Source organism: Pseudomonas sp. lyk4-R2A-10, from assembly GCF_030209075.1.
Lineage (GTDB): Bacteria > Pseudomonadota > Gammaproteobacteria > Pseudomonadales > Pseudomonadaceae > Aquipseudomonas > Aquipseudomonas glycinae.
In genome coordinates, this window is sequence record NZ_JARVSR010000011.1 from 788899 (window position 1) to 805977 (window position 17079).

The following is a 17079-nucleotide window of genomic DNA, read 5'->3' on the forward strand; positions in this document are numbered from 1 at the left end:
ATACGACACTGTTTAACCTTCACTCCATCGACTTACAACATTCTCGGATGGAGGCTACACAACATGTCCCGCGTTCTGATCATCGAAAGCAGCGCCCGCCAGCAAGACTCGGTTTCCCGTCAACTGACCCAGACCTTCATCAGTCAGTGGAAAGCGGCGCATCCGGCCGATCAGATCACCGTACGTGACCTCGCCGTGAACCCGGTACCGCACCTGGACATCAACCTGCTGGGCGGCTGGATGAAATCCGCCGAGCAGCGCAACGACAGCGAGCAGGCCTCGCTGGACCGTTCCAACGAATTGACCGATGAATTGCTGGCCGCCGACGTGCTGGTGATGGCCGCCCCGATGTACAACTTCGCCATTCCGAGCACCCTGAAGGCCTGGCTCGACCACGTACTGCGTGCCGGCGTGACCTTCAAATACACCGAAACCGGCCCGCAAGGCCTGCTCAGCGGCAAGCGTGCCTACGTGCTGACCGCCCGCGGCGGCATCTATGCCGGTGGCCCGGCCGATCATCAGGAACCGTACCTGCGTCAGGTGATGGGCTTCATCGGCATTAATGACGTGACCTTCATCCACGCCGAAGGCATGAACCTGGGCGGCGACTTCCAGGAGAAAGGCCTCAACCAGGCCAACGCCAAACTGTCCCAGGTCGCCTGATATGTTAATCGCCAGATAATCGCCGATTGTTCTAGTGACCTGGCGCAACCCCTTCAAGGCTCTACGCGCATCGAACCTCCCTTTGCACTTGTTGCTCCTGAGTGCTGTAGCCCGATTGAACGCTTTAGCGAGATCGGGCTTTTTTTTGCCCGGGATTTAGCGATGGCCGGCAAAAAACGCTATCGTCGCCGCCATTCGAAATCGAGGCGAGCATGGGCTATCTACTTTTTGTCACGCTGATCCAGGCGTTTTCCTTCAGTCTGATCGGCGAATACCTGGCCGGTCATGTCGACAGCTACTTCGCGGTGCTGGTGCGTGTGGTGCTGGCCGGGCTGGTGTTCATCCCGCTGACCCGCTGGCGTTCGGTGGAGCCGGCGTTCATGCGCGGCATGTTGCTGATCGGCGCGTTGCAGTTCGGCGTGACTTACGTCTGCCTGTACTTGAGCTTCCGGGTGCTGACGGTGCCGGAAGTTTTGCTGTTCACCATCCTCACGCCGCTGCACGTGACGCTGATCGAAGATGCGCTCAACCGACGCTTCAACCCGTGGGCGCTGATCGCGGCACTGGTGGCGGTCGCAGGCGCGGCGGTGATTCGCTACGACCGGATCAACCCGGACTTCTTCATGGGCTTTTTGCTGCTGCAACTGGCCAACTTCACCTACGCCGCCGGGCAGGTGCTGTACAAACATCTGGTGGCGAAGCACCCGAGCGATCTGCCGCACTACCGACGTTTCGGTTTCTTCTACCTCGGTGCACTGGCGGTGGCGCTGCCGGCGTTCCTGCTGTTCGGCAAATCCAACTTCCTGCCCGAAGCGCCGCTGCAATGGGGCGTGCTGGTGTTCCTCGGTCTGGTCTCCACTGCACTGGGCCTTTACTGGTGGAACAAGGGTGCGTGCCTGGTCAACGGCGGCACCCTGGCGGTGATGAACAACCTGCACGTGCCGGTGGGGCTGCTGCTGAATCTGCTGATCTGGAATCAGCACGAGGAGCTCGGGCGGTTGTTCCTCGGTGGCAGCGTGATTCTGGCGGCGGTGTGGATCAGCCGGCTTGGGATTCGCCAGTCGGCGCCAATTGCTCCACCAGAAACGCGATAAACGCCCGGGTCTTCTGCGGCACCCGCCGGGCTGACGAATACACCGCGTTGATGGTGATCGCCGGCGCCTGCCATTCGCACAGCACCGGCACCAGTCGCCCGGCCGCCAACGCCTCTTCGACGATGAAGTCCGGCAGCAGCGCAATGCCCATGCCGGCCTCGGCCGCTTGCGCCAGCAGGTCGCCGTTGTTGGCGTGCAGCGGCCCGGTCACGTTGACCCGCTGCGTTTCTTTGCCGTTGCACAGTTGCAGGCTGACGCCACTCTGCAGATAGCCGTAGTTCAAGCATTGATGCGAGCGCAGATCCTGCGGGGTCTGCGGCGTGCCCGCGCGTTCGAGGTAAGCGGGGGAGGCGACCATGATCCGTGGGGCCGGCGCCAGTTGCCGGGCGATCATGGTCGAGTCGGGCAGGCTGGCGATGCGGATGGTCACGTCGAACCCGCCGCGCACCGGATCGACCTGCTGGTCGCTGAGCACCAGTTGCAGTTCGATGTTCGGGTGCTGCTCGTGAAACAGCGGAATCAGCTTGCCCAGCCGCCGCAGGCCGAACGACATCGGTGCGTTGACCCGCAACACACCACGCAATTCACCCACCCCGTCCCGCGCCCGCTGCTCGGCCTCGTCCAGTGCCGCAATCACTTCCCGCGCCGCTTCGAAATACTCGGCACCTGCTTCGGTCAGGTGCAGGCTGCGGGTGGTGCGTTGCAGCAGCTGCACACCGATGGCTTCTTCCAGCGCCTGAATCTGTTTGCTGACTTTCGAGCGGGGCACGTCCATGGCCCGGGCGGCGGCCGCGAAGCCGTTCTCGCCGACCGTCACCACGAAGGCGCGCATGCATTCGATGCGATCCATGATTGTCCCTATTTTAGAATCAATGATTCTCGATTTTAGGGAATTGTCCCTTTATCGGCCAGCCCCTAAAGTGACATCCAAGCCGAGACAACAACGCCGCAGATGGCAAAGCGACTCGACTCACCAATACCTGATCGAAACTTTGAATCGACATCAAAAGGAACTCGCCATGTCTATCCGTGAACTGCTGAACCCAACCAACTCCGCCCTGATCCTGATCGACCACCAGCCGCAAATGGCTTTCGGCGTGCAGTCGATCGACCGTCAGACCCTGAAGAACAACACCGTCGGCCTGGCCAAGGCAGCCAAGATCTTCAACGTACCGACCATCTACACCTCGGTCGAAACCGAAAGCTTCAGCGGCTACATCTGGCCGGAACTGCTGGCGGTACACCCGGAGCAGAAGCCGATCGAGCGCACCTCGATGAACTCCTGGGAAGACAAGGCGCTGGTTGACGCGGTGAAGGCCACCGGTCGCAAGAAACTGATCATCGCCGCGCTGTGGACCGAGGTCTGCCTGACCTTCCCGGCTCTGGAAGCTTTGGCTGAAGGCTACGAGGTGTACATCGTCACTGACGCGTCCGGCGGCACTACCAAAGAAGCCCACGACATGTCGGTACAGCGGATGATTCAGGCCGGCGCGGTGCCGGTGACCTGGCAGCAAGTGCTGCTCGAGTACCAGCGTGACTGGGCGCACAAAGATACTTATCAAGCGGTGATGGACCTGGTGCTGGAACACAGCGGCGCGTACGGCATGGGCGTCGACTACGCCTACACCATGGTGCACAAGGCACCGCAGCGGCAGGCCTGATAAATCGGCGGGAAAAAAAAGACGCAACCAAGGTTGCGTCTTTTTTTGCATTTGAAGAAAGCGCTACATCAGATGTTTTTCGGCTTCTGGAATGTGGCTCGCGCCAAGGACTGCCGGCAACAACCCCGACCGCAAATCCCCACCGCTCGGCTGCTGATACAGGCTCAGCCCGAACTCCGGCAGCACCGCCAGCAGGTAATCGAAAATATCCCCCTGGATCCGCTCGTAATCGGCCCACACCGTGGTGGTGGTAAAGCAGTAGATTTCCAGCGGAATGCCCTGGGCGGTGGTTTGCATCTGGCGGACCATGCAGGTCATGTTCGGCTGGATTTCCGGATGGCTCTTCAGGTAAGCCAAGGCATAGGCGCGGAAGGTGCCGATGTTGGTCATGCGCCGGCGGTTGGCCGACATCGCCGCGACGTTGCCCTGGGCTTCGTTCCAGGCCTTGAGCTCGGCTTTCTTGCGCCCCATGTAAGCGGTCAGCAGGTGCACCTGGGAGAGTTTTTCTTCTTCGTCGTCGCGGATGAAGCGCACACCGCTGGCGTCGATGAACAGGCTGCGCTTGATCCGCCGCCCGCCGGACTGCTGCATGCCGCGCCAGTTTCTGAACGACTCGGACATCAGGCGCCAGGTCGGGATCGAGACGATGGTTTTGTCGAAGTTCTGTACCTTGACCGTGTGCAAAGTGATGTCGACCACGTCGCCATCGGCGCCGACTTGCGGCATCTCGATCCAGTCGCCGACCCGCAGCATGTCGTTGCTGGTCAGTTGCACGCTGGCGACGAACGACAGCAGGGTGTCCTTGTAGACCAACAGGATCACCGCCGACATCGCACCGAGACCGGACAGCAGCAACAACGGCGAACGATCGATCAGGGTGGCAACGATGATGATCGCGCCGAACACGTACAGGACCATTTTCGCCAGTTGCACATACCCCTTGATCGAGCGGGTGCGGGCGTGTTCGGTGCGGGCGTAGATGTCCAGCAGCGCATTGAGCAGGGCGCTGACCGACAGCAACAGGAACAGAATGGTGAACGCCAGCGCCACGTTGCCGAGGAACACCGTGGCGGTCTTGCTCAGTTCCGGCACCAGGTGCAGGCCGAACTGGATCACCAGCGATGGCGTCATCTGCGCCAGACGCTGAAACACCTTGTTATGGCGAAAGTCGTTGATCCAGTGCAACGCGGGCTGGCGACCGAGCATGCGGCTGGCATGCAGGATCAGATAACGCGCCACTCGTCCGAGTACCAGCGCGATCACCAATAACAGGAGCAGTGCCAGGCCGGCGTGCAGGAGCGGGTGCTGTTCGAGGGCACCCCAGAGGTCTTGGGCATTGAGCCAGAGCTGTTTGAAATCCATGAGTGAAACGATTCTTCTGTAAGACGCGACGGGCGATTAGAGCATTTAAGACGCTGTGTATTACCGTTGGAGACAAATCGAGCAACAAAAAAGCCACTGATTACGGCGGATTTCACAAAGAAACTCGGCCTGAGCGCTCGAAACCGGTAACCTATGCAGCTGATTTTTTGCATATCTTCGAGGTAGCACCCGTGTTTTCCCAATTCGCCCTGCACGAACGCCTGCTCAAAGCCGTGGCCGAGCTGAAATTTGTCGAGCCAACGCCTGTGCAAGCCGCGGCCATTCCGCTGGCGCTTCAGGGGCGTGACCTGCGGGTGACGGCGCAAACCGGTAGCGGCAAGACCGCCGCTTTCGTCCTGCCGATCCTCAACCGGCTGATCGGCCCGGCCAAGGTTCGCGTCAGCATCAAGACCCTGATCCTGCTGCCGACCCGCGAGCTGGCCCAGCAGACCCTGAAGGAAGTCGAGCGCTTTTCGCAGTTCACTTTCATCAAATCCGGCCTGATCACCGGCGGTGAAGACTTCAAGGTCCAGGCCGCCATGCTGCGCAAGGTGCCGGACATCCTGATCGGCACCCCGGGCCGGATGATCGAGCAACTGAACGCCGGCAACCTCGACCTGAAAGAAGTCGAAGTGCTGGTGCTCGACGAAGCCGACCGCATGCTCGACATGGGTTTCGCCGAAGACGTGCAGCGTCTGGTCGACGAATGCCCGAACCGTCAGCAGACCATGCTGTTTTCCGCCACCACTGGTGGTTCCGGCCTGCGCGAGATGATCGCCAAGGTGCTGAACAACCCTGAGCACCTGCAGCTCAATGCGGTCAGCCAACTGAACGACACCACCCGTCAGCAGATCATCACCGCCGACCACAACCAGCACAAAGAACAGATCGTCAACTGGCTGCTGGCCAACGAGACCTATCAGAAGGCCATCGTCTTCACCAACACCCGGGCCATGGCCGACCGCATCTACGGTCGTCTCGTCGCCCAGGAATACAAGGCGTTCGTGCTGCACGGAGAAAAAGACCAGAAGGATCGCAAACTGGCGATCGACCGTCTGAAGCAGGGCGGCGTGAAGATCCTGGTGGCTACCGACGTGGCGGCCCGTGGTCTGGACGTCGACGGTCTGGATCTGGTGATCAACTTCGACATGCCACGCAGCGGCGACGAATACGTGCACCGTATCGGTCGTACCGGCCGAGCCGGCAACGACGGTCTGGCGATCTCGCTGATCTGCCACGGCGACTGGAACCTGATGTCGAGCATCGAGCGTTATCTGAAGCAGAGCTTCGAGCGCCGCACCATCAAGGAAGTCAAAGGCACCTACGGCGGACCGAAAAAGGTCAAGGCCTCGGGCAAAGCCGTCGGCGTGAAGAAGAAAAAGACCGACGCCAAGGGCGACAAGAAGAAAACTGCCGCCAAAACCCCGACCAAGCGCAAGAGCGCCAACCGTCCGAAACCGGACGCTCTGGTGAGCAGCGACGGCATGGCCCCACTGAAACGCCGCAAACCGGCAGCGCCAGCGGCTGAGTAAGCCGTTTCAGGCAGGCAAAGAAAAACCCGGACATGGTCCGGGTTTTTTTATTGCCAGCGTTTATCAGCTGCCCAGCAGGCCTGTGGTGTCGGCATCAAAGCGCCCCTTGGCCTGATCGGCTGCCGGTTTGAGCTGTGCGAGCAGGGCGGCCTCGCTGTACAGCCCGGTCAGCGCCAGCTCTTTTGGCGTTGGCTCGATCGGGATCAACACGTCTTCGCCCGCCGCATGCAGCCAGATCGCCACAAGGTGCAGCGCAGAAACAAACAACATCCGCAGTTCAACGGTTTTGCCCTTCAGCTGCGGCGATTGCTCGGCCAGTTTCAGCGCATCGACCGTGGCGCTCGCCAGATTGCCGTGGTTCAACGAGGCAAACTCGACGTGACCGTGTACTTCGGCCAATTGCGCATCGGCAATCGACACACCGCCGGAAAACACCAGGTAATGCCAATCGCCGACTCGGGCGTTTTTCAGGCCTTTGCCCTGGCTCAAGTCGTCCAGACTGAGCGAGTAACCGCGATAGGCCTCGCTGAGGCTGATCCCGGCGGGCGCGGCGCTGGCGAACTGGCGATTGACGCCAAAACCCTGGGTCTGCAACGCGGCCTGCAGGGCCGGACGCAAGGTCTGTACGCCGTTGGAAGGCGCCTTTGGATAAGTCAGTTTCATGCTGCCGCCCCCTGGTTTTTCGCCGTGAAGTAAGTGTGAGTCCAGTTACCGCCGCCGTTGTAGGAGCCGGGGAACGAGTTCAGGGAGCGGGTCGAATAGCCGTAGATCGAGTCCGCGACCAGCACGTAATTGCCGTTGGTGCCGTAGATCGCCAGAAAGTGCGCACCGCCGCCGTACCAGGCACAGCGCAGGCCGATCGGGCGGCCCATGTTGATCTGGTTCTGGATGGCCGACATTTGCAGCGAACCCGAATTCATGCCGTTGAAACTGCGGGTGATTTTCAGCGCAACGTCGAGATAGCCATACACGTTGCACGGCCCCGGTTGATTGCAGCAGTTGCGATCCAGCGCGGCGCTGGCAACGGCGCATTGGGTCCAGGACCCGGTGCCGTAATAATTGCCGACCGAGGCGGAAGCGGCGGCCCAGCACCAGTTGGTCTGGGTCTGTTGTTGCATGGTGAAGTTCAGGCTGGCGGCCGCCAGGGCACGTTGTTGTGCAGCTGCCTCGACCTCGACCAGTTGCGGGTCGAGCAGATGGCCGATCAGACATTCGGGCAGGGTGTTGCCGGTGAATGCCGTTGTTTCAGTGGTTAACATTTTTCAATCCTCCATGAATGAAAACAAACGTTCCGCGTTTGCGGGATAACGCTATTGCCGAGCGATCAGTGCTAAAGGGGTGCCATCTCTGATGGCCGGTTACGATCAGGCTCGGGGGTAACCCTAGGTTTGAATATGCATTTGTGCAAATAATAAATGCACCAGTGCAATTTTCCGGACAAAAGGAAGCAGGCTCTGGTATCGATCCAGCCTGATCGATGCCAAAGCCTGCCGTTGTCTGCGCGGGTCTATCCCTCGGTTTTCTTCTCGGCCGAACCCAGTTCCTTCAAGCGCTGATCAATCAACTGGCATTTGTCCGGCAGATCGGCGGAGGCCGTACCCAGATCCATTTTCTGCAACTCGGCGTTGATCTCCTTGGCCTTGGTCGGGTTTTGCTCAGTGAGCTTCGCGACTTCCTTGGCCAGTTGCTCGCGTTTGGCGGTGGCTTCTTCCGGCGTACAGGCCCAGACGGGCAAGGCGCAGGCAAGCGTCGCGGCGAGGGTGAGCTTGAGCAGGTTTTTCATGGGGGGCAGGCCTCAGTTCCGGTTAAGGCGGGTTAACCGGTTGAGGGCTGTGGCCGGTGAAAAGTTCAGTGTGTTTGGGGCTCAGTCTCCATGGCAGCAACTGGATTTTGCGGCGCCGTCGTAGCGGTCATGATGCCGCACCCATTCCATGATCTCGTCCTCGTTCCGGCCCTTGGGCGTGAGGTCGAGGTAATTGTAGGCGCCGACCAGCATGTCCAGGCCTCGCGCGTAGGTTGAGTAGGTGTGGAAAATGTCGCCGTTGTCGGCGCGATAAAACACGCTCAGCCCCGGCATTTCTTCCTCGACGCTGTCGGTCTTTTCGTAGTTGTACGTAGCCTTGCCTGCCTCGACATCTTCAGCGCGGGCGCACACGCCAAAGTCGTAGTTGAAATCGCAACCGGCCGACGACACCCAGTCGAATCTCCAGCCCATCCGCCGCTTGAAGGCCTGGAATTCGGCGAACGGTGCGTGGGACACCGCCACCAGCGCAATGTCGTGATGGGCCAGGTGTTGGTTGGCGCCGTCGATGTGGTCGCTGAGGAATGAACAGCCCGGGCAGCCTTCCTCCCAGCCCTTGGCGAACATGAAGTGGTAAACGACGAGTTGGCTGTGTTTGCCGAACAGGTCGGCAAGTTTCAATTCGCCATTCGGCCCCATGAAGCGGTAATCCTTGTCCACCTTCACCCAGGGCAGGGCGCGGCGTTTGGCGCTGAGGCGGTCGCGTTCCCTGGTGAAGGCTTTTTCATCGGCCAGATGCTGCCTGCGGGCGGTGAGCCATTCTTCTCGCGACACCACTGGATGATTCTCAACGTTCATGATGATTTCTCCTGCGGGGTTGAAACCGTCTGTCTCAGACTAGTCGCTCAACCCCCCGGAAAATCGACAGACCGCCGGTCGGTCGGGGCGCCGAATAATCCTGAACGGTGGCGCAGCGCTCCGGTCACAACCTTGAACGCGCCAAAAAATCACGCGCACCGGAGGTTGAATCAGGATGACGACTTATAACTGGGATTTGATTGAACGCCTGCTGCATGAAGTGCAGAACGGCGCGGGCCACAGCTTTGCACCACGGTCTTTTGCCGAAGACTATGCGGCGGAGAAAGCGGCGGCGGGCGAGCCGATCGAGAATCTGGATCACCTGAAAACGCTCGCCTGCGACTATGAACAATTGCTGCTGTTGCGCGGTTACATCCAACCCCGTGGCGAAGACGAGGGCAGTACCGGCAACAACTTCAGCCTGACCCCTCGCGGCTCCAGTCTGCTGAGCCTGATCGACAGCAGCATTCCCGGCAACGATCATCCGCGCGAAGTGCTGGATGATCAGGAAGACGCGCTGGATGAGCTGACGTTCGATGAGGTGGCCTCCAAGGCGCAGATTGCCTGAGGCTTTGCACAAAAAAATGTGGGAGCGACCTTGCTCGCTCCCACATGGTTTTTTCGGTGTTCTCAGCTTTTTTGTGCGGCCTTCAGGCACTTCAAGTCATTGAAATCCTTGCGCACCCCCTCGATCTTTTTCAACAGGCGCTGGCGCTGCTGCGGCGTGCTGTCGGCCATCAGATCGACGAACAGCGAACGGGCCTGCGCCTCGGTATTGGCGTAAGCCTTTTGGTAATCCGCTGTCCATAAACGCTCGCGATTGACCAGAAGCGTCTCGATCCGTTGTGGGAATTCGGGACTTTTGCGTTGCGCCACCGCCGCGCTGAACTGCTTCTGCCAGTGAGCACGGTTGGCGATCCACTGGGTGTTCTGATCGCCCAGGGCGGTCGACCAGGCCATCACCCGTTGCTCCTGCTCCGCGCTCAACGGGCCGAGCCAATCGTTGAGACGCTTGTCCATGCGCGCGCCACGTTCGGCAATCTGCTGCGACAGCGGAGGCTTGAGGTATTCCTGCTGGCGCTTTTGCAGGTCTTTGGCAAAGGCGTCGTTCATTTCAGCGACCTGCCGATCATCCAGGCCTTGCAGCAATTCAATCGCCGACGGGGTGATTTCCCGGGCGGTTTCGGCGATTGCCTGCTTGGCCTCTGCGGTGCGGGCCTGCAGCGCGGTGTCGGTGACCTGATTGTTCTCGACCATGGTTTGCAGGCGATCGAGCCAGTCCAGATAACCCGGTAACTGCGTGGTGCAGTGCCAGCTCAGGTGTTCCCTGAGGCGTTCGTTGAACCAGCCTTTCTGCTCGCCGTTCATGTCCAGGTAGTCGCTGAGTGTCCACGGAATGATCACGTCGAGATTGCGATAGGCCAGGCCGACGCGGCTGCAGGCGCCGAGGGCGAGGGTCAGGATCAGTAGAATCGCGATGCGTTTGAACCAGCTAGACATGGGCGAGTCCTTGCGAAAGCCAGCCTTGAGGGTCTGATGCTCATGTGAACGCAGGATGGCCCCGGCAGTTCAGCCAATCAATAGAACGCGCGTTCGGCCTTGAGCGTGACCAGCCCGTCGCACTGACTGTTATGCCCGGAATAGGCCGAGCAATCGCTGCCGCTTAGGCTTGAATTGCTGTAGATCAGGTCGAGGTCGATGCCCATGAACGGCCGGGAAAACTTCACCGACCAATCGGTAAAACTGCTGACATAACCGCCGTCCACCGAGACCGGCGTGTTGAGCTGATGGGTGGTGTATTTCATGCTGATCCCGATGCCGAACGGCTGATTGCCGCCCAGGTCGGCAAACAGGGTGTTGTTCTGTTTATCCGGATCGTTGCTCAGGGCGATGCCGATCCGGCTGCCGAGCAGGGTCAGGCCACCGAACAGTTCCTGGCTGTCGAGGGTGTCGACCTTGGGGTAGCTGTAATGGATCATCCCGACTTCGTAGCCGAGGGTCTGATCGAAAGGTTGTTTGAAGCCGACGTAGGAATCGATTTCGAGATTCTTCCCCGGCGTGAGGCCCATGCTCGGTGCGTACTGGCCGACATACAGGCCGCTGTCGTGGCTCAGGTCCAGGCCCCCGTGGAACGAACCGACCGCCGAAGGCTTGACCAGCCCTTGGGCCATGCTGCGGCTGGGCGTGGTGCCGAGCTTGAGGTCGAAGTCGCCGAGCTCACGCTGGAAAATCTGCGCATGCGCCGCCGGGCTTGTCAGCAGGCCTACAAGTAATAAACAGAAGGGTTTGAGCATGCGTCACTCCTTGAATAGCGAGCGCAGGCTGGTAAACCTGCTGAAACGCTTGATCCAGACGCGTGCAAGGATACCGGCGAATGATCGGCATCGAGGGCCGTTCGTCGATTTCTGCGGTTTTGAATGTTTGATTAAACGCGAGAAGGGTCTTGCGAGGGATCCGGTCCAGACGCTTCGAAACTCAAAGCGCCTTTGGACTGGTGTGCTGCGGGGGTGTTACTTCTTGCCCAGGCTGATCTGCTTGGACGGGCCGAACGTCTGGCCGCTGACGCCCTTGGCAATTTGCTGGATCTCGCCGCCGGACTTGAGGAATGCCGCGATCTGATCGTTGATCGATTCGCTGGTTTCAACGGCTGGAGCTGGCTTTGCTTTGCTGGTGGATGCTTTTACACGCATGGCGGCCATTAACCTGTAGAAAAGTAACTCGGCCAGGCATCGTACAGGAATAACTTGACAATTGCTTGGTAAATATCCCCCGGAATAACCCAGTGCGCAGGTGGATTATTCGCGATTAATTATTCGAAATATCCCGCTAACCTGCTGTTTTAAATAACAACATTTATTCGATTTCGGGATGCCAGACCGGCTCGGGATCAGGCAAAAGCCGTCACGCTGGCCTGACGAGCGGGGCAAAATGCTGGAAAATCAAGGCCTCCCACAGATTTTTACTCGGCGGTCCGATCTGGCGACCGACGAATCCGGCAAAACCGGGTAGAATGCCGCCCACGCAATGAGGGTATTGGAAATGGCTTTAGTCGGGCGTTACAACAGTTTGCAAGTGGTGAAACACACTAACTTCGGTTTGTATCTGGACGGCGGTGCCGACGGCGAAATTCTTTTGCCCAACCGTTACATCCCTAAAGATATTCCCAGCGAAGATGAAGACTGGCTCAATGTTTTCATTTATCTGGACAGCGATGACAAACTTATTGCCACCACTGAAAAACCAAAAGTTCAGGTCGGTGAGTTTGCCAGTTTGAAAGTTGTTGAAGTCAACAGCATCGGCGTGTTCCTCGACTGGGGCCTGCCGAAGGATCTGCTGCTGCCGTACTCCGAAGAAAAACGCCAGATGACTGCCGGCGAGTACTGCGTGGTGCACGTCTACCTCGACAAGCACACCCGCCGCATCACCGCCACCGCGCGCCTGGATCGTTATCTGGACAAGACCCCGGCCAACTACAGCGCGGGCCAGGAAGTTGATCTGCTGGTCGCCGAAGCCACCGACATGGGCTTCAAGGCGATCATCAACAACAAGCACTGGGGTTTGATTCACAAGAATGAAATCTTCAAGTTCATGCGGGCCGGCATGCGCGAGAAAGGCTTCATCAAGGAAGTGCGCGCCGACGGCAAGATCAGCCTGAGCCTGCAACCAGTGGGGCAGGAAGCAGCCAGCAGCCTGAACTCGAAGATCCTCGCGAAGTTGCGCGAAAGCAACGGCACCCTGGCCGTCAGCGACAAGAGCGATCCGGCACTGATCAGCAGCCTGTTCGGTGTCAGCAAGGGCAACTTCAAGAAGGCTATCGGTTCGTTGTACAAGAACGGCCAGATTGTCATTCACGCCGATCGCATTGAACTAACCTGAGTCTCCCGTGGCCCATGTTGCATGGGTTCACTTGAGGTCGGGCAGATGAAAAAAGCGCTGATTGCCTACGTTGCCACATTGCTGGCGTTTCTTCTGCTCGACGGTATCTGGCTCGGAGTGTTGATGGCGCCGACCTATCGCGAACTGCTCGGTTCGCTGATGCTTGAAAAACCGTTGCTGGTGCCGGCAGCGGTTTTTTATTGCCTGTACGTCTTCGGCTGTGTGGTGTTTGTGGTGCTGCCATCGCTGACCTGGCAACGCGCCGCCCGGATGGGCGCGCTGCTCGGGCTGGTCGCTTATGGCACCTATGACCTGACCAACTGGGCGACATTGCGCGGCTGGTCAGCACAGGTGTCGCTGATGGATTGGGCCTGGGGGACGTTTGCCACGGCGCTGGCCTGTACGGTCGGGTTCCGGGCCGCTCGCCGAAGCTGACGGCGGGCATGACGCAACAGGGCAATTGCATGTCTTTGCCGGGCGGCAATTTCTGTCCGACTGGTTGATAATTCCTGCCATTCTTCTTCGCCCCGGACAAAGAGCCGGGGCTTTGCTTTGACCATTGGAAAAACTGCCATGTCGTGTGTGTTCGAGGTGTCGAGGTGAGCGTCAGTCGGCGCAGTGCCGACGGGTTCGCCCTGCAAGTGATGATCGGCCTGTGCCTGATCTGGGGCGTGCAGCAGGTGATGATCAAGTGGGCGGCGACCGACATTGCGCCGGTAATGCAGGCGGCGGGGCGGTCGGGAATTTCCGCGTTGCTGGTAGGACTGCTCATCTGCTGGAAGGGCGGCTGGGATCAGGTCGGTGCTACCTGGCGCGGCGGCTTGCTGGCCGGTGCCTTGTTCGGTCTGGAGTTCCTGTTCATCTCCGAAGGCTTGCAGTTGACCACGGCGGCGCACATGTCGGTGTTCCTCTACACCGCGCCGATTTTCACCGCGCTGGGCGTGCATTTCCTGTTGCCGAGCGAGCGCTTGCGGCCGGTGCAATGGCTGGGGATCTTCATGGCGTTTGTCGGGATTGCCGTGGCGTTTGCCGGCGGCGTGTCGTGGGACAACCTCGACCGCCGCATGCTGATGGGCGATGCCCTCGGCGTGCTGGCCGGCGCCAGTTGGGGCGCGACCACCGTGGTGGTGCGCGCCTCGCGCCTGTCGGAAGCGCCGGTGACCCTGACCCTGTTCTATCAACTGATCGTCGGCTTCATCGGCCTGTTGCTGATCGCGCTGCTCAGCGGCCAGATCACCCACGTCAGCCTGACCGTCGTAGCCGTGGGCAGCGTGCTGTTCCAGGGACTGGTGGTGTCGTTCTTTAGTTACCTGACCTGGTTCTGGCTGCTGCGCCGTTATCTGGCGGCCAACCTCGCCGTTTTTTCCTTCATGACGCCGTTGTTCGGCGTCACGTTCGGCGTGGTACTGCTCGGCGAAGAATTGAGCCTGAACTTCATCATCGGCGCCGTGCTGGTGTTGCTCGGCATTACCTTCGTCAGCGCGGAACAGTGGGTGCGTCGGCGCCTGCGCAAAGCCCTCGGTCAGCCGTAACCGATTTGCACGCCAGACCGCCGGCAATCAGCAGGCCGCTGCCGGCGATCACCAGCGCCGGTTGCAGGCCACCGCTGAAGTGGCTGCTGACCGCCGCCAGCAACGGCCCGCTGAGCTGACCGACGGCGAAGCACGCGGTGAGCAGGCCGGCGTTGCGCTGGGTGGCGTGGGGCGCCAGTTCCCGGGAGCGTTGCATCACCAGTTGCATGCAGGCCAGGAACGGCGCGCCGCACAGGAGCACACCCAGTGCCAGGCCGAGGCCGCTGCCCAGCAGGCAGGCAAAGACACCAGCAGCCTGCAGCCACAACGTTGCCATCAACCAGTGCCGGGTGGTTTGCGGATCATGCCGACGCAAACTCACCAGCAACACGCCAATGGCGGCGCCGAGGCCGAAGCACGGCCAGAACAGATCGGCCTGCCACTGTCCGTGAAACTGCGCGTTAGCCATCTGCGACAGAAACGTGGCCGGGATGATGTAGCCCACGCCATACAAGGCATACACCACCGCCAAACGCCCAATGCCGCGATTCGACGAACTCACGGCAGTCGGTGTGGCCGGCACACCGACGCCCGGTTGCGGCAGGATCCGTACGATCCCCAGCAACATCAGCAGCGCCACAGCAGCGTAAATCAACCACAGGGTAGCGGAAGTCTGCTGCGCCAGATGTGAGAACAGCGCCAGCAACCCCGTCAGAAAAATTCCCAACCCCGGCCCGGCAAACACCAGCGCGCCCAACCGTGGACGACCCGCCGCCGCAGCCAGCGGCTGACTCAGCGCAGTAATCATCACCAGCACCCAGGCGCTCGCGACACCGGTGCCGAAACGCAGCAGCAAGTGCGACCAGAAACCGTTGGCCCAGAACGACGCCAGCGTCAGCAACACACACAACCACAGACCGCCATGCAGGCGCCGCTGCACCTGATCCGGCCGCCGGGAAAACATCGCATCCACTGCGCCGAGCAGGTAACCGAGGTAGTTGGCCGCCGCAATCAGACCGGCGGCGGTCAGGTCGATCTGGCCTTCGCTGAGCAGGTGCGGCAGTTGCGGGGTGAGGGCGAAACGCCCGATGCCCATGGCCATCATCAGGGCAATGAAACAGGCGGATAAGCGAATCAGCGGGGACATGGTCTGAATTCCGTTGCAGGTTCAATGACCGTCAGGCTAGGACTGATTGACTTTCTTTAAAATTGAATAATAGTGAGTAACTTGTTCAGTTCAGGAGAAAGGTTGTGGAGTTCAGCCAATTGCGGATCTTCCAGGCCGTGGCGGAGGAGGGCTCGATCACCCGCGCCGCCGAACGTTTGCATCGCGTGCCGTCGAACCTGTCGACCCGGCTCAAACAGCTGGAGGAGCAACTGGGTGTCGAACTGTTCGTCCGTGAGCGTCAGCGTTTGCAGTTGTCGCCTGCGGGAAAAGTCCTGCTGGACTACACCGGCAAACTGTTCGCCCTGCGCGATCAGGCCAGTGCGGCGGTGATGGGCGGGCAACCGGCGGGGGATTTCGTGCTCGGCACGCTGTACAGCACCGCCGCGATCCATTTGCCGGCGCTGCTCGCGCGGTATCACAAGCAATATCCGGCGGTGAATCTTCAGGTGCAGTCCGGGCCCAGTGGTGAATTGCTTGAAGGCCTGCTCACCGGTCGTCTCGACGCCGCGCTGGTGGATGGCCCGCCGCAACTGGCCGGGATCGACGGTGTGCCGCTGTGCAACGAGCGGCTGGTGCTGATCAGCGAGGCCGATCACCCGCCGATACGCAGCGCCAGGGATGTCGAGGGGCGGGCGGTTTTCACCTTCCGTCATGGCTGCGCCTATCGCGCGCGGCTGGAAGCGTGGTTCGCCCACTATCAGGCGGCGATGGGCCGGGCGATGGAGATCGAGTCCTATCAGGGCATGCTCGCCTGCGTGATTGCGGGCAGCGGTGTGGCGCTGATGTCGGAGTCGATGCTCGCCAGCCTGCCGGGGCGCGAAAGCGTGGCAGTGCACCCGCTGGCCGAGCCTTTTGCCAGTGCGACAACATGGCTCATGTGGCGCCGGGGCATGGTCGGTGCCAACCTCAATGCGTGGATCGAACAGCAGCAGGCGCTCTATCCCGTGGCTGGCGAAGACGTGCGGGAAACGGCTTGAACGAACGGTCAGGGATTTGGATCAATTCAGTAACAGATCATTGCGGATTTGGCCGAGCATTGCGTAGGACTTCGGACTATTATCAGTGCGAAGCGGCCTCAGAATTCCGGACGCTCAGCACCACCCTGAAGGGGGCATGACGATGAAAGAGAAAATTCAAAACTGGCTGCACGATTTGGGTGTTGCCCTCGGCTTGATCGAACCGCCTCTGCAACCGGTCCCGATTCGCACCGATGACGAACAGCGTCGGCGTCAGCCACGTCGGCGGTAATGCCCCGCTTTGAAGGGTCAAAGGTTTTAAACGACAAAAGATCGCACCCGGTCGTCACTCCATGGAGTGGCGGCCGGGTGCGATCTTTTGTTTTCAGTGACGCCCGATTTCCATCAGAAACCGGCTCAGGTCATTCGCGGTTTTCGCGGTCTTGAGCATCCGGTCCTCTTCGGCGGTGAATGCCGTCAGTCCGAATTCATCTTCCAGATGGAAGATCAGATCCTCGATATCCGCTTTTTCCAGCCCCAGCTGCGCGAGGCTGGTGTGGTCGTCGAATTCACGATTTTCCAGCAGGCGCAGGATGAAGCGGTGCACGGCAGCACGCACGGCAGCTCTTCTCATGGCAGATCTTTGTGTCGTTAGTC

The 17079-nt window shown here is 60.1% G+C and carries 21 protein-coding genes; 10 read left to right on the forward strand and 11 right to left on the reverse strand.

Going from position 1 to position 17079, the window contains the following annotated elements; all coding sequences use genetic code 11:
- The first annotated feature begins 63 nt into the window (after positions 1–63).
- Both QRN46_RS20870 and QRN46_RS20875 read left to right on the forward strand, forming a co-directional pair.
- Positions 64–663 carry an FMN-dependent NADH-azoreductase gene (locus QRN46_RS20870; RefSeq protein WP_011332962.1) on the forward strand — a complete coding sequence of 200 codons (600 nt, stop codon included), beginning with the start codon at positions 64–66 and terminating at the stop codon, positions 661–663.
- Positions 664–875: 212 nt separating this feature from the next.
- Positions 876–1757, forward strand: coding sequence for a carboxylate/amino acid/amine transporter (locus QRN46_RS20875; protein ID WP_102685997.1), 882 nt, complete (start codon positions 876–878; stop codon positions 1755–1757).
- Here the strand turns inward: QRN46_RS20875 and QRN46_RS20880 are convergent.
- A complete protein-coding gene (locus tag QRN46_RS20880) occupies positions 1702–2607 on the reverse strand; it encodes a LysR family transcriptional regulator (RefSeq protein WP_285356931.1) in 906 nt (301 codons plus the stop codon). The two genes, QRN46_RS20875 and QRN46_RS20880, sit on opposite strands and share 56 nt — an antisense overlap.
- Positions 2608–2776: 169 nt before the next feature.
- Here QRN46_RS20880 and QRN46_RS20885 point away from each other — a divergent pair, with 169 nt between their 5' ends.
- Complete coding sequence (locus QRN46_RS20885) at positions 2777–3418, forward strand: hydrolase (protein ID WP_007956548.1); 642 nt, start codon at positions 2777–2779, stop codon at positions 3416–3418.
- Between the two features lie 63 nt (positions 3419–3481).
- On the opposite strand, the gene QRN46_RS20890 is transcribed toward QRN46_RS20885, so the two are convergent.
- Positions 3482–4780, reverse strand: coding sequence for a mechanosensitive ion channel family protein (locus QRN46_RS20890; RefSeq protein ID WP_011332965.1), 1299 nt, complete (start codon positions 4778–4780; stop codon positions 3482–3484).
- 191 nt (positions 4781–4971) lie between these two features.
- Between QRN46_RS20890 and QRN46_RS20895 the strand changes: the two genes are divergently transcribed.
- The gene (locus QRN46_RS20895; protein WP_011332966.1) at positions 4972–6312 is read left to right on the forward strand and encodes a DEAD/DEAH box helicase; all 1341 of its coding nucleotides are present in this window, start codon (positions 4972–4974) and stop codon (positions 6310–6312) included.
- Between the two features lie 63 nt (positions 6313–6375).
- Here QRN46_RS20895 and QRN46_RS20900 read toward each other — a convergent pair whose 3' ends face one another.
- The 4 genes from QRN46_RS20900 to QRN46_RS20915 all read right to left on the reverse strand — a co-directional run bounded on the left by QRN46_RS20900 (position 6376) and on the right by QRN46_RS20915 (position 8911).
- The gene (locus tag QRN46_RS20900) at positions 6376–6975 is read right to left on the reverse strand and encodes a hypothetical protein (RefSeq protein WP_011332967.1); all 600 of its coding nucleotides are present in this window, start codon (positions 6973–6975) and stop codon (positions 6376–6378) included.
- On the reverse strand, positions 6972–7571 hold the full coding sequence (locus QRN46_RS20905) for a papain-like cysteine protease family protein (protein ID WP_011332968.1): 600 nt from the start codon (positions 7569–7571) through the stop codon (positions 6972–6974). Before QRN46_RS20905 ends, QRN46_RS20900 begins: the two co-directional genes overlap by 4 nt.
- 248 nt (positions 7572–7819) lie before the next feature.
- Positions 7820–8095 (reverse strand): hypothetical protein, encoded by a 276-nt coding sequence (locus tag QRN46_RS20910; RefSeq protein WP_011332969.1) that lies wholly within the window; start codon positions 8093–8095, stop codon positions 7820–7822.
- An 81-nt stretch (positions 8096–8176) separates the two neighbouring features.
- Positions 8177–8911, reverse strand: a complete 735-nt coding sequence (locus tag QRN46_RS20915; RefSeq protein ID WP_285356939.1) for a DUF899 domain-containing protein — start codon at positions 8909–8911, stop codon at positions 8177–8179.
- Between the two features lie 175 nt (positions 8912–9086).
- Between QRN46_RS20915 and QRN46_RS20920 the strand changes: the two genes are divergently transcribed.
- A complete protein-coding gene (locus QRN46_RS20920; protein WP_007956567.1) occupies positions 9087–9479 on the forward strand; it encodes a hypothetical protein in 393 nt (130 codons plus the stop codon).
- Positions 9480–9541: 62 nt separating this feature from the next.
- Here the strand turns inward: QRN46_RS20920 and QRN46_RS20925 are convergent, their stop codons facing one another.
- The 3 genes from QRN46_RS20925 to QRN46_RS20935 form a co-directional block, all read right to left on the reverse strand.
- Positions 9542–10411, reverse strand: a complete 870-nt coding sequence (locus QRN46_RS20925; protein ID WP_011332971.1) for a DUF6279 family lipoprotein — start codon at positions 10409–10411, stop codon at positions 9542–9544.
- 77 nt (positions 10412–10488) lie between these two features.
- Positions 10489–11205 (reverse strand): TorF family putative porin, encoded by a 717-nt coding sequence (locus tag QRN46_RS20930; protein WP_221615195.1) that lies wholly within the window; start codon positions 11203–11205, stop codon positions 10489–10491.
- Positions 11206–11421: 216 nt separating this feature from the next.
- Complete coding sequence (locus QRN46_RS20935) at positions 11422–11610, reverse strand: PFL_1563 family small protein (protein WP_016985943.1); 189 nt, start codon at positions 11608–11610, stop codon at positions 11422–11424.
- A gap of 340 nt (positions 11611–11950) precedes the next feature.
- On the opposite strand from QRN46_RS20935, the gene QRN46_RS20940 reads away from it, so the two are divergent.
- The 3 genes from QRN46_RS20940 (at position 11951) to QRN46_RS20950 (ending at position 14319) form a co-directional block, all read left to right on the forward strand.
- Entirely contained in the window at positions 11951–12787 is an 837-nt protein-coding gene (locus tag QRN46_RS20940; RefSeq protein ID WP_011332973.1) for a CvfB family protein, read from the forward strand.
- Positions 12788–12832: 45 nt separating this feature from the next.
- Positions 12833–13222 carry a DUF2177 family protein gene (locus QRN46_RS20945; protein WP_011332974.1) on the forward strand — a complete coding sequence of 130 codons (390 nt, stop codon included), beginning with the start codon at positions 12833–12835 and terminating at the stop codon, positions 13220–13222.
- Between the two features lie 164 nt (positions 13223–13386).
- The gene (locus QRN46_RS20950) at positions 13387–14319 is read left to right on the forward strand and encodes a DMT family transporter (protein WP_011332975.1); all 933 of its coding nucleotides are present in this window, start codon (positions 13387–13389) and stop codon (positions 14317–14319) included.
- Here QRN46_RS20950 and QRN46_RS20955 read toward each other — a convergent pair.
- Positions 14264–15445 (reverse strand): MFS transporter, encoded by a 1182-nt coding sequence (locus tag QRN46_RS20955; protein ID WP_011332976.1) that lies wholly within the window; start codon positions 15443–15445, stop codon positions 14264–14266. The genes QRN46_RS20950 and QRN46_RS20955 overlap by 56 nt on opposite strands.
- Positions 15446–15549: 104 nt before the next feature.
- Between QRN46_RS20955 and ptrR the strand changes: the two genes are divergently transcribed.
- Positions 15550–16443 (forward strand): putrescine utilization regulator PtrR, encoded by an 894-nt coding sequence (ptrR, locus tag QRN46_RS20960; RefSeq protein WP_007956575.1) that lies wholly within the window; start codon positions 15550–15552, stop codon positions 16441–16443.
- Positions 16444–16585: 142 nt separating this feature from the next.
- On the forward strand, positions 16586–16714 hold the full coding sequence (locus QRN46_RS20965) for a PA1414 family protein (protein ID WP_003184145.1): 129 nt from the start codon (positions 16586–16588) through the stop codon (positions 16712–16714).
- 93 nt (positions 16715–16807) lie between these two features.
- Here the strand turns inward: QRN46_RS20965 and QRN46_RS20970 are convergent, their stop codons facing one another.
- Complete coding sequence (locus QRN46_RS20970; protein ID WP_108560177.1) at positions 16808–17056, reverse strand: phosphopantetheine-containing protein; 249 nt, start codon at positions 17054–17056, stop codon at positions 16808–16810.
- Positions 17057–17079: the final 23 nt, after the last annotated feature.